Source organism: Pseudomonas sp. KH_040, assembly GCF_057839305.1.
The window spans coordinates 3,082,359-3,095,079 of sequence record NZ_CM174487.1 but is presented as its reverse complement, the minus strand read 5'-3'; the positions used below and the strand labels follow the sequence as shown (position 1 = coordinate 3,095,079).

Sequence of the window (12,721 nt, the reverse complement as noted above, 5' to 3'; positions counted from 1 at the left end):
TTATTCCTCGGTCAACGCGGAGCCGGCCCGGTCGAGCAGCGGTTTGAACAGATAGTTGAGGAGTGAACGTTCGCCGGTGCGCACGAACATTTCTGCCGGCATGCCGGGCTTGATCACCAGACCGTTGAGTTTTTCCATGGCCTGATCGCTGACGCTGCTGCGCAGGACGTAGTACGGCACGCCGGTTTTCTCGTCGACCATCTGGTCGGCGGAAATAAGACTGACTTCACCCGGTACACGCGGGGTTTTGCTCTGATTGAACGCGGTAAACAGAATGTCCACCGGCAAATGCGTGCCGACCTTGTCGATCAGGTTGATCGGCAAGTGCCCTTCCACTTCCAGCGTGGTGCCTTGCGGAACGATCTCCAGCAAGGTTTCACCCTGACGCACCACGGCACCTTCGGTGTGCACGCCAAGGTTGACCGCGACGCCGTCGGCGGTGGCGATGATTTCGCTGTGCTGCAGATCGAAACCGGCGGAGGTCAGTTGCTCCGACAGGGTCACGCTTTTCAGCTGCGCGTCGGCCAGTTGCGTGCGGACTTCCTTCTGGTATTCCTCGGCGTGCTGTTGCAGCTTCAGCCGCGACTCGAGGATGCCCTGTTCCACGCGGCCGCTTTCACCGGTGTTTTCCGCCAGTTGCTGCTGCACTTGCGACAGTTGACGCTGGTACTCCATCAAGCGGTTGCGCGGGATGTAGCCGTTGTCTGCCAGCGGTTGCAGGTTGCTCAGCTGTTGTTGCAGCGAGTCGGCCTGGGCATTCAGATCGGTACGGGCGCGGCGCATGCCGGCCAGTTGCGCGGTGGCGCCTTCGATGCTCGCACGCAGTCCGGCCTGCTCGCGGTAGTAGGCCTCGCGACGGCTGCTGAACAGTTGCCGCTGACCTTCCAGCACCAGTGCCAGACGCGGATCCGGATCATTGCTCAGCTCGGCGGGAAAGGTCACTTGCTTGAGGTTGTCGCGCTCGGCCTGCCAACGCGCGAGACTGGCCCAGGCCATGCGGTACTGCGCCTGCAGCGACTGCACGTCAGCGGCGACTTGCGTCTGATCGAGGCGGAACAACGGCTGACCCTGCTTCACGATTTCGCCTTCGCGCACCAGAATCCGGCTGACCACGCCGCTGCTCATCGACTGCACGGCTTTGCGCTTGCCCGAGACCACGACCGTGCCTTGCACCGGAATGCCTTGATCCAGCGGCGCCAACGCCGCCCAAGTGAAGAAACTCCCAGCGCCGACGATCGCCAGAATCCAGCCCATGCGCGCGAAGAACTTTGCATCGCGTTCCGGGCGCTCGGTAATGTAGGCGTGTTCCATGCTCGCTTCGTTTTCAGTGTTCATGCTTGCGCTGCTCATACACCCGAATTCCTTGTCGAGGGCTGATACTGTCGACTCATGCTGAGCCCGCCCGGTGCCTGTGCAGCTTTTTCCCGTTGTTGTTCTTGCTGGCCGGAAAGTGCCTTGAGCACGTCCTGACTCGGGCCGAAGGCTTGCAGACGCCCGTCATTGAGGACCAGCAATTTGTCCGCCTGGGCCAGCACTGAAGAGCGATGCGTCACCAGCACCACCGTGGTGCCTTGCGCTTTAAGCGCGGCAATGGCGCTGGCCAGTGCCGCTTCACCGACGGTGTCGAGGTTGGAATTCGGTTCATCCAGCACCACCAGGCTCGGCGTGCCGTACATCGAACGCGCCAGTGCCACACGCTGCTTCTGGCCGCCGGACAAGCCACTGCCGTCCTCGCCCAGTTGCGTGTCGTAACCTTGCGGCAGACGCAGGATCATTTCGTGCACGCCAGCCTGTTGCGCGGCGGCGACGACTTTCTGTGGATCAGCCTCGCTGAAACGGGCGATGTTTTCGGCGATGCTGCCGCTGAACAGTTCGATGTCTTGCGGCAGATAACCGATGTAGGGGCCGAGCTGGTCGCGGTTCCAGCGATGAATATCCGCGCCATCGAGGCGCACGGTGCCGCCGAGGGTTGGCCAGACACCCACCAGCACACGGGCCAGCGTCGATTTGCCGGAGCCGGAAGCACCGAGCACGCCGAGCACTTCGCCGGCATTCAGATTGAAATTGACCATTTGCAACGTAGCCGTGCGTTGCCCCGGTGGGCCGGCGCTGACCTGTTCGAAAGTAATCTGGCCTTTTGGCGCCGGCAGCGCCATGGCGTCGTCACTCGGCGGGAACGCTTGCAGCAGCGCATCGAGACGACGGTAAGCCAGCTTCGCCCCGCTCCACTGCTTCCACACGGCAATCAACTGATCGATCGGGCTCAGTACACGACCCATCAAGATCGAACCGGCGATCATCATCCCGGCGGTCATGTCACCCTTGATAACCAGCAATGCGCCCAGGCCCAAGACCAGCGATTGCAGGCACAGGCGCAGGGTTTTACTCACAGAGCTGATCACCGCACCGGTGTCGCTGGCCTGATTCTGCAGACCGAGGAAGCGCGAGTGCACCTGGAACCAGCGCTTGCGCAGGGAGCCGAGCATGCCCATCGCCTGAATGGTTTCGGCGTTGTGCAAATGGCTGGTGGCCAACTGGCTGGACTTCTGCGAATAACCGGCGGCTTCGCCCAGCGGCTTTTTGGTCATGTATTCGTTGAGGCAGGCCAGCCCGATCAGCAACAGTGCGCCTGCGGTGGCGAGCACGCCGAGCCAGACGTTGAACAGGTAAATCACGAACAGATAGACCGGGAACCACGGCGCATCGAAAAACGCGAACAGCGCCGGCCCGGTAACGAATTGACGAATGTGCGTGAGGTCGCCCAGCGACTGCCCGGCATTGCCCTCGCCCTTGAACAGGTTGCGTTCGAACGCCGCTTGATAAACACGCAGGTTGAAGCGGCGCTCCAACTGGCTGCCGATGCGAATCACGATAAAGCTGCGGATCACTTCCAGCATGCCGATGAAGGCAAAGAAGCCGACGACCATCAACGACAGCATCGCCAGGGTCGTTTCGTTCTGCGACGACAGCACCCGGTCATAGACCTGGAGCATATAGATGGAGGGCACCAGCATCAGCACGTTAATCAGCGCGGTAAAGCAACCGACGCTGATCAGGATACTTTTATAGTCACCCAATGCCTTGATTAAGGGAGCGGTGGCTGGGGCCTTCGCCATCTTCATTGATTATTCCTGGAAAATATTTCCCGCCATTCATTGGCAAGATTCGAATTAATGATCCGTGCAACGTCGGAACTTGCTTTTTTCGTCTACCGCTTACACTTTCATAACAACTTGCGCGATTAACTGCGGTGCAGTTGCCATTCAGCGTTTCTTATAACCATTGCGTGGCGCTTTATATTAAAACCTTGTCGCCGTTTAAAAAATCAAGGCTATTGCGCTGCGCGCTCAAGCGTAATCACCAGACCCGATTTCAAAGTCGCCAGATAAAGCCCGTCACGTTGTCGGCTGAAAAACTGGATTCTTGAGCCTTCTTTACCGGTGATCGCGATACCGTCCGGCTCAGGAAACCAGCCGATCGGGGTTTCTTCAAGCCATGCACCCAGGCAGCCGGCGCCTTTGCTCAAGGTTTTGTTGGCTGCCAATTCCACGAGGCACGTATTCGAAGGCTTGTCCTGTTGCTTTAGCGCTTCTCGATCATCATCCCGGGTAGACAATGTCGCTTGCCACTGTCCGGCAAACACCGAGGGTTCTTCGAGTCTGAGGCTGCTTGCCATGCTGGTTTCTCCTGAAATCATGATAAGCGCCGCCGAAAGCCACGCCGCTACCTTGTAGGTAAAAGCTTTACTGATCATGGGAATATTCGCTCCGGCGTGTAGCCTTGCTTACCTGTTAATACGATGCAAGCAAAGAAAGCGGCGCATTACGCGCCGCTTTCCATTTCTACATCACGCCACGATGTCGCTGGTCGCTGCCTGGCCAACGGTGCTGACCTGGAAGTCGGCCACGCCGTGCCCGGAGAAGTCCACCGAGAGCAGGCTGTTGCCGCCCGACGACGTCAGGACCGCGTCACCGGCAGCACCGGTGAAGCTGCTGACGAAGTGCAGGCCGGCACCGTTGGTGATGCCAGTCAGGTCGATTTTGTCCAGACCGCTGACGAAATCGAGGATCTGATCGATCGTACCTGGCTTGGAATCGGAACTGGCCGCGAACACAAAGGTGTCCGAACCAGCACCGCCCCACAACTTGTCAGCACCGCCAGCGCCGTAGAGGATGTCGTTGCCGGCACCACCCTTGAGCTCGTTGGCCACGCTGTTGCCGATCAGCAGATCGTTACCCGAGCCGCCAATGGCGTTCTCGATGATCGCGCCCTTGGCGATGGACACGTTACCTACCATGCCGCCAACGTCGGAGAACGAGGCGTCATTGAGGTTGATCTTCTGGTTCTGGGTGAAACCCGAGAAGTCCAGAGTATCTTTGCCGCCCGCGTCCCACACCGAGAACACCACTTTGTCACTCGACGACGAAGCGCTGAGGAAATCGCGACCAGTGTTGGAGTTGAAGCCGTAGGTGGTGTCACCGGTACGGGTGGTCAGGTTGGCACCGTAGAGCTTCTGGATGGCAGCGATATCGTCCATCAGTGGGCCGGACGAATACGCTTCGACTCCGCCCTTGCTGAAGTTCTGATTGGTGTTGCTTTCGCTCCAGTAGCTCATGACGCTGTAGCCGCGGGTGTCCTGCCCGTAGGACGCGTCGTTGTAGGTCGGGTTGCCATTACCGGCGTTGTAGTCGCCAGGGTGAGCGAGACCCAGGCTGTGGCCGATTTCGTGAGTCAGGGTCTGACGACCGTAGTTGTTCAGATCCGGATTCTTGTTCTGCGTGTAGCCACTGTTGATCAGGTACCACGAGGTGCCGTCATAACCGGCGCCAGTGCCTGGCAGATAAGCGAACGCTGCAGCGCCATCCTGGCCACCGCTGTAGTTACCGAAGGTCATGTGGCCGTCACCGCCCGAGGCTTTCTCGGTGAAGGTCACATTGGCCACGTCAGCCCAGGATTGCATGGCGAGCTTGGCCTGGGCTTGTTGTTGTGCACTGAACTGACTGAACCCGGTGATCCCGTGCTTGTACATCGTGCTGGACGATGCCGAAGTCAGGAACGTATAGGTGAGTTCGATCTTGCCGCTGCCGTCCTTGTCCTGGTAGGCAGCACCGTCGCGCAGCAACTGGGTGGCGGCCTGGTCGACGGAGTAGGAGGGTTTGCCATTGACCGTGAGGTTGCCGCCACGGTCGTACTGATGGCTGAAGCTATTGATCTGGTTATACGCCGAGCTGAAGGCTGACAGCTGGAAAGCCTGTTCGGCAGTATCAATAGCATTCGCTTTAACTTTCGACATAAACACACTTCCTTGTTTAGCAATGGAACAGTTTTTGTCCGACAGGACGATCTCTGGCGAGGTCGTCCTATCACTCGCCCAATGAAGGCGTAAGAAACCTGACACAATTTGAAATCTGCCGTAAAGGATTTTTTTGGGATCAAATCGGACTGTTTCGGGAAACTGCCGTAAACAAAGCGTGCGGAGGTGAAAGAATGTTTTAGTTGCGGAGCTTTTGCCTAATTGTCTGACGATTTTCTATTTAAATATTAAATATGGGTAAGTTGTTTTTTGTTAGGCGCGTCTCACTTTCCTGCACTTTATCAGTGCGATGCCAGTGTATTGATATCAACCAAATGGCTCACCCAAACTGTAGGAGCTGACGAGTGAAACGAGGCTGCGATCTTTTGACTTTGCCTTTCAAAAGCAAGATCAAAAGATCGCAGCCTGCGGCAGCGCCTACAGGGGAAAAGCGGATCAGCTACCGGTGCGTATCTTGTTCCACACGCGAGTGCGGATCCGGTCGATATTCAACGGCATCGCCTCCAGCGCAAACAATTTGCCCATCATCTCCGGGCTCGGATACACCTTGGTGTCGTTCTTGATGGCCGGGTCGATCAGGCTGTCCGCCTGCTCATTGCCATTGGCGTAATGCACGTAGTTGCTGATGCCGGCCATCACGTCCGGGCGCAGCAGGTAGTTCATGAACGCATAACCGGCCTTCTCGTCCGGCGCGTCGGCGGGCATGGCGACCATGTCGAACCAGATCGCTGCGCCCTCCTTGGGAATCGCGTAGCCGATGTCGACGCCATTCTTCGCCTCTTTGGCGCGGTTCTCGGCTTGCAGGATGTCACCGGAGAAACCGACCGCCACGCAGATGTCGCCGTTGGCCAGGTCGCTGGTGTATTTCGAGGAATGGAAGTAGCTGACATACGGCCGCACTTTCATCAGCAGCGCCTCGGCCTTTTTATAGTCCTCGGGATTCTTGCTGTGGTGCGGCAGGCCCAGGTAGTTGAGCGCCGCTGGCAGCAATTCCGGGCCGTTGTCGAGGATCGCCACGCCGCACTTCTGCAGCTTTTCCATGTACTCGGGCTTGAAGATCAGATCCCAGGAGTCCACCGGTGCGTTGTCGCCCAGCACCGCTTTGACTTTGGCGATGTTGTAGCCGATGCCGGTGCTGCCCCACAGGTAGGGAAAGCCGTGTTCGTTGTTCGGGTCATTGGTTTGCAGGGCTTTGAGCAGCACCGGATTGAGATTCTTCCAGTTCGGCAACTGGCTCTTGTCGAGTTTCTTCAGCGCCCCACCCTGAATCTGCCGAGCCATGAAGTGGTTGGACGGAAACACCACGTCGTAACCGGATTTGCCGGTCATCAACTTGCCGTCGAGGGTTTCGTTGCTGTCGTAGACGTCATAAGTGACACCCACGCCGGTCTCTTTTTCGAAGTTCTTGGTGGTGTCCGGCGCGATGTAGTCGGACCAGTTGTAAACCTTGACCGTTTCCGCTGCCTGAGCAAGGGAAACGGCGAGCATCAGCGGTGCCAGAGCGAGGGTCTTGCGGATCATGGATCGATTCCTGTGTGGGTTTTCTTTTTTGTTGGCAGGCAATCAAAAGGATCAAACAATCAGAAAATCAGCACGTAGCTCTTGCGCACGGTTTCCTGGATATCCCAGATACCGAGCGTGTTGGCCGGCAACATCAGTGCGTCGCCACCTTGTATGTGCAGGGTTTCGCCGCCACCGTCAGGGGTGAACGTGCAACGCCCGGAGATGAAATGGCAGAACTCTTGCGCGGTGATCTGCCGGCGCCAGCGCCCGGGCGTGCATTCCCAGACGCCGGTCTCGACGCCGTCATCGCGCTCGACGCTGGTGGTCGAGGCGATCGCCACCGGTTCGCCGAGGGGTACGGCCACCGGGTTGGATTCATCGAGAGGCAGGGTTGCGGTGTTTTTGAACTGGGTAATGCTCATGGTCTGACCTGTCTTTGGGCTTTCTTGAATTAATTCGACGCTCAATGCATGAAACCTTCCATGAAGCCCGCGACCTGGCTGGCGAGCTTGCGCCGCCATGGCGCGGTCGCCGGGTTGGCCAAGGTCTGGTCTTCGTGGACGAAACTTTTGATGATCGCGTTGTAACCGAGCCAGCGACACGGCTCCGGCTCCCAGGCGCGCAGTGCATGAATGCCGCCGTCCGGCAGCACCCACGGCTGATGGGTGAGTTCGGTGTCGCGCTCAAGAATCAGCTCCGCGAGGGTGCGCCCGCCGAGATTGCTCGCGCCGACGCCCTCCCCGCCATAACCGCCGGACAGCGCGATGCCATTGGCTCGATCGCAAAGCATGTGTGGTTTGAAGTGCCGGGACATGCCGAGGTTGCCGCCCCAGGCGTGGGTGATCTGCACGTTTTTCAGTTGCGGGAACAGTTCGCCGAACAGATAGCGGCGCAGCTCGACCTCATCGCGGGTCAAATCGAAGTTATGCCGCAACTTGCCGGCAAACTGATAACCGCCACGGGCGCCAAAGATCAGGCGGTTATCCGCGCTGCGCTGGCCGTAAGTGACTTGGCGGCTGAATTCGCTGAAGGCTTGGCCGCGATTGAGGCCGATTTCCTCCCAGGTTGCCGCCGACAACGGTTCAGTGGCGACAATCAGGCTTTGCACCGGCAACTGATAACGGCCCAGCGGCGGCAGAGTCACCGAATAACCTTCGACGGCCGGCACGATCCAGCGACTGCGCACGCTGGCTTTCGCCGTGCGCAAACTGCCCGACTGCCAATGGGTGACCGGGCTGTTTTCGTAGATCTTCACGCCCATGTTCTGCACGGTGCGCGCCAGGCCGCGAACCAGTTTCGCCGGGTGGATGGTCGCCACGTGTGGCGCGTAAATCCCGCCATAGGGTTTGGCCACACGGATCTGCTGGGCCAGTTGTTCGGGGCTGAGCCAGCGGTAATCGTCGTCGGTCAGGCCCTGGGCATGCAGTTTGGCCAGATACTCACGCAGCGTGGCTTCCTGCTCCGGATAGCGCGCCGCGCAATACAGCACGCCGCCCTTGCGGTAATCGCAGTCGATGCCTTCGCGTTCGAGAACAATTTCCACTTCATCGGGAATGCTGTGCAGCAGATCGAAGGACGCGCGGCGTTGCTCTGGCGAAAGCCCGGCCAGCAAGCGATCCTCGCCGAGCAGGTTGCCCATCAGCCAGCCACCATTGCGACCGGAGGCACCGAAACCGGCGGTTTGTGCTTCGACAATCGCAATGTCGAGGCCCGGCGCTAGTTTCTTCAGGTAGTACGCCGTCCACAGGCCGGTGTAGCCGGCGCCGATGATCGCCACGTCGACGTCCAGATCTCGCTCAAGCTCGGGCCGCGCGGTCAGCGGCTCATCGAGTTGATCCATCCACAAACTGATAGTGCGCCACGCCGGCATGCAAGACTCCGCCACTGAAAACCTTCGATGGCGTCGATCCTAGTGGCTGCGCTCAGTTGCTGTCTTGCGCGCGTGTCCGCAAAGAAATTTGTTTAACGTAAGCCTTCGGAGACTGGCCGGTGTGCTGGCGGAAACAGCTGTAAAACGCCGACAACGAATTGAAACCGGCAGCGAAAGCCAGTTCATCGATACGCACCGGCGGTGTGGCGTTATCCAGCGCACGCAGCAAATGCTGCAGGCGCGCCTGATTGACGTAGCGATAGAAGCTTTGCCCAAGCACCTGATTGAGCAGATAGGAAATCTGATTGCGACTGTAGCCGCACTCCTTCGCCACCCGCTGCAAGTCGAGTTCAGGATCGAGATACGGCTGCTGCTTTTCAAAGTACTGTTGCAGGTCTTCAGCCATGAAACTCAATTGACGCGGCGACAAGCCCAGGCGACTGACCGCCGGGCGCTGACTTGCCGAGTTTGTGCCGTGAGCTTGCGTGCGCACCAGCGAAGCGTATTCGTTGACGCGCCAGATCAGCCCGTCCTTGACCGTGATCGCCTCGCTGGAGCGAAACGACACCAGTCCGTCGCCGCCGCGCAAGGTCACTTCGTATTGGATGAATGCGGTGTTGCCGTCGACGCGAATGCGGTCGCAATGCTCGAGCAGTTCGTCGGATTCACGCGGCATGCTGACGCGTACGTACTCGCGCAACTCATCAAGGCCGAGCACGCGATTCTGGAAGAAATCGTTGTACTGGATGTCCGGGTGATACAGCGCCATGACGCTGTCGAGGTCACGGTGCTTCCAGCTCAGGTGATAGCGCATGACCGTGGCCGCCGTGGCCTGGGTCTGTTCTGGGCCGTCGTCGTCGGCGTGCATAAAGGGCTCGGCGCAAAAGAATCGAGCTTGCCGAAGTTCGGCGCGAGCTTCAATGACTAATCCGTAGTGGCCATTTGGCGACGATTGCGTAGGCCGTGACTTACATCAAAAAATGCGAAGCAATCGCAAAATGAACTGAAAAATCTCACAGGAATTTCACATGCAGATGCTACTTTTAATGTCAGTCACCGGTTGAGCCAATGAAGGCTCTTCCCACCTAACATGAGCAAACGGAAGCGCTCGATGAAGAAGGCGGGCAACACATGAATAAAGGGTCAAGCAAAGTCACGTTTCCCAATGCATGCCAGCTGATGCGCTGGCATTTTCATCCCATGGGTTTTGAGGCGACGATGGACGCGCCGGGCAGCATGATCGCCCGTCTGTTTGATCGTGCCAGCGGCGAAACCATGATCGCCATCGCTGGCATCCCGTGTGCGACGGTGATGAATGCAGCGGATGTCGAACGAATTATCGAGGCTGTGGAGGATGAACTGGAAGCCTTCGTACCTCCAGAGTCTCTCAGAAGCTACGCATAAGCTTTTGATTTAAAACAAAAAGCCCACATCTCTGTGGGCTTTTTTGTGCCTATGCGGTTTGTTTGGTGACACGGTGATCAACGAAAAACGGCTTGCCCTTGGCCACCCGGTCAGACGCCCGGGGCATGTTCACCGCTTGCGCTTCCTGCGGTTCGACGTACCAGTAGCAATGGCTGACCGCCCGTGTAATACCGACGTAGGCCAGGCGCAGGATTTCGTCTTTTTGCGCAGTGTCGTACGGTTCGCTGTCGCCCGACTTCCCCAAACCTGCCATGCGATAGACCTGGTTCTTGTAGGGCGAACTGGTCAGGTGCTGGCAATCGCCGAGCAGAAACACCGCGTCGGCCTGCAAGCCTTTGGCGCTGTGGTAGGTCAGCTGCTTGAGACGCCGCGCTTCGTACGGCAAGCTCGAATCAACATTAACCACTGACTGAATATGCTCTTCAATCAATAACTTATCGCTGCTTTTTCGATAAAGCATCAAGATCGAATGACCTTGGCGGTAGTGCTCGGCGAGGCGCTGCCCCAAGGCCTGATCATCGCGCTCCAGCACATTGACCGGCTGCAACGGCTTGGGCGCACCGCTGGCCTTGGCTTTTTTGCCGGGGATCGCTGGCGCAGCGCGGACGATATGCTCAGCGGCATCGATGATGTGCTGGTGACTGCGGTAGTTGTCACTGAGCATCACCCGCGTGGTGCCTGGCGACGGGAATTCCTTGTCGAACGCCATGAAGTAACTCGGCGAACTGCCACGCCAGCCGTAAATCGACTGCCAGTCATCACCGACGCACAGCAGCGATGAACGCTGCGCGCCCCGCCCGACATGCATGGCCGGGCCACGGCTGCGGATTTCCGTGAGGCTGGCGCGAATCCACGAAACGATCTGCGGCGAAACGTCCTGAAACTCGTCGATCATTAAGTGCGACAACGGTCTGAGTAACTCATCGCTCAACAGCTTGAGGTTTTCCGGTGAGTGCTCGCTGAACAGCGCGAACATCCGGTTGTAGGTCATGATCGGCGGCTTCTGGTCGAGCAGATGATCTTCAAAGGCCCGCCAGAACAGGCTGAGTGCCTCAAAGAAAAACCGGTCTGGGTCGTCCTTGGCAAAGCTCATGCGACCGACCGCGTCTGGCACGTCCAGGCCGAGGTTTTCGATGAAACCGGCCGCCGCGACAAAACAGTCGAGCAATGGCGCGGAAGCCAGCTCGCCCTTGACCTTGTACTCAAAGCCCGGCCCGGCGCTGGCATCACCCGCCAACGTGGCCAGAACACGCCTTGACGATTCGTAACTATCTAGCCAAATCAGAGGCTTACGACAGAAAGCTTGAAACAGGGTACGCTTGACTGCCCACTCTGCGCGCACGCTGAGCTTCGCGTTTGGCCGGCTCGTTTGCGGGTTTTCCCGCGGATCGAAGCCGAGCACCACCCAGGCATCCAGGCTCGGAATGTAGCCATGACAGTGAAATTTCGCGCCGTTGATATCGAAACTCTGCCGGTTCGGCTCAATGCCCTTGATCGGCCAGGCGCCAGCGCGGAACCACAGATCTTCAATGGCATCGCACAGTTCTTCATCGCGCTGGGAGGCTAACTGCGTCACCGCTACGCGTTTTTGCACGTCCGGATGATCGCGTTCCAGCTCCTTGAGCTGCAAACCAGCTCGGGACAGCGGCTGAATCAACTGGCGGAAACGCTCGTCTTCATTAAACAAGCGCTGATAACAGGCGTTGAGTTGCTGGCGTTGTGCATCGTTGATGCGCAGGTCGAAGGGGTTACTGTCGACCTCCTGCTCATCACCTTGTGCGCGGTGGCTGAGGTTTTCAAAGGCCTGCAGACGTTCGAAACCCGGCAAGCTGCGCACCATCGGCAGAATTCGCGAGTGGAAAGTACGCACCAGATCGCGTGCCTGGCGCAGGTTCAGCGCCTGCCCCCAGAGCGCGAACAACTCAATCAGTTTATTGATGAAATCCTTGCGCGACTCGCGGGTGAAGGTCACCACGGTCATCGAGTCCAGCTCAAAACCCAGATAGTGGTTAAGCAACAGAATGCGCAGCACCAGCGTGGTGGACTTGCCCGCGCCAGCGCCAGCTACCACTGAGGTTGACGGGGTTTCGCTGAAAATCATCTTCCACTGCGCGACGCTCGGTTGAGCGTGCTCAGGCAGCAAACGGGCGACATCGGCCTTCATGCGCTTTTTCAACTCGGCCGTCAGCGGCAGGCGCCAATCGTCAAACAGATGGTTATCGACGCTGGGCGGTCGATGCTCAGTATTGCGACTGTCACGGATCAGCAGCACCTGACGGCCTTCTTCCAGCCCCTCAAGCTTGCCTTCCTTAAAGCCATATTCGACGCCGGCGGTATGCCCGCTGCGAAAGCCATCGGCCTGACCGTGCAACCACGATGCTCGGTGTTGAGCGCGCAGCCGGGTCAAACCATGGCCGAAAAAGCGCGCAGCCAGACGTTTGAACCATGGCATCTCGGCCAAGGGGCGAAGTTCGGGAGGAAGATCGGGGGTGTGTTGCGCCACGCTGACGGACTCCAGTGTGTGAGGCTGTTGCGGCTATGGTGTCTGTATTTGCCGTTCAATTCTAGCGAAATGCTTACAGGTCATTGGTTTAGGCGATGAACTGAAG

At 58.4% G+C, this 12,721-nt stretch carries 10 protein-coding genes; 1 reads left to right on the top strand and 9 read right to left on the bottom strand.

All coding sequences use genetic code 11. The features are described from left to right. From AC3IUF_RS13890 to AC3IUF_RS13855, 8 genes are all read right to left on the bottom strand, one after another. On the bottom strand, positions 1-1,350 hold the full coding sequence (locus tag AC3IUF_RS13890; RefSeq protein WP_007914892.1) for an HlyD family type I secretion periplasmic adaptor subunit: 1,350 nt from the start codon (positions 1,348-1,350) through the stop codon (positions 1-3). Continuing rightward, a complete protein-coding gene (locus tag AC3IUF_RS13885) occupies positions 1,347-3,122 on the bottom strand; it encodes a type I secretion system permease/ATPase (RefSeq protein WP_007914893.1) in 1,776 nt (591 codons plus the stop codon). Before AC3IUF_RS13885 ends, AC3IUF_RS13890 begins: the two co-directional genes overlap by 4 nt. Before the next feature lie 209 nt (positions 3,123-3,331). Continuing rightward, entirely contained in the window at positions 3,332-3,754 is a 423-nt protein-coding gene (locus AC3IUF_RS13880) for an AprI/Inh family metalloprotease inhibitor (protein WP_489281338.1), read from the bottom strand. Between the two features lie 93 nt (positions 3,755-3,847). Next, positions 3,848-5,293, bottom strand: a complete 1,446-nt coding sequence (locus AC3IUF_RS13875; RefSeq protein ID WP_007914895.1) for a serralysin family metalloprotease — start codon at positions 5,291-5,293, stop codon at positions 3,848-3,850. 456 nt (positions 5,294-5,749) lie between these two features. Continuing rightward, on the bottom strand, positions 5,750-6,835 hold the full coding sequence (locus AC3IUF_RS13870) for a polyamine ABC transporter substrate-binding protein (RefSeq protein ID WP_007914896.1): 1,086 nt from the start codon (positions 6,833-6,835) through the stop codon (positions 5,750-5,752). A gap of 59 nt (positions 6,836-6,894) precedes the next feature. Further along, on the bottom strand, positions 6,895-7,239 hold the full coding sequence (locus AC3IUF_RS13865) for a cupin domain-containing protein (protein ID WP_123375153.1): 345 nt from the start codon (positions 7,237-7,239) through the stop codon (positions 6,895-6,897). A gap of 41 nt (positions 7,240-7,280) precedes the next feature. Further along, positions 7,281-8,687 (bottom strand): NAD(P)/FAD-dependent oxidoreductase, encoded by a 1,407-nt coding sequence (locus tag AC3IUF_RS13860; protein ID WP_095113291.1) that lies wholly within the window; start codon positions 8,685-8,687, stop codon positions 7,281-7,283. Positions 8,688-8,739: 52 nt separating this feature from the next. Then, on the bottom strand, positions 8,740-9,555 hold the full coding sequence (locus AC3IUF_RS13855) for a helix-turn-helix domain-containing protein (RefSeq protein ID WP_095113292.1): 816 nt from the start codon (positions 9,553-9,555) through the stop codon (positions 8,740-8,742). A gap of 263 nt (positions 9,556-9,818) precedes the next feature. Between AC3IUF_RS13855 and AC3IUF_RS13850 the strand changes: the two genes are divergently transcribed. Continuing rightward, positions 9,819-10,091 (top strand): DUF1652 domain-containing protein, encoded by a 273-nt coding sequence (locus tag AC3IUF_RS13850; RefSeq protein ID WP_038367758.1) that lies wholly within the window; start codon positions 9,819-9,821, stop codon positions 10,089-10,091. Between the two features lie 49 nt (positions 10,092-10,140). Here AC3IUF_RS13850 and AC3IUF_RS13845 read toward each other — a convergent pair whose 3' ends face one another. After that, positions 10,141-12,615: a UvrD-helicase domain-containing protein gene (locus tag AC3IUF_RS13845; protein ID WP_489281335.1), complete on the bottom strand. Its 2,475-nt coding sequence runs from the start codon at positions 12,613-12,615 to the stop codon at positions 10,141-10,143. Positions 12,616-12,721: the final 106 nt, after the last annotated feature.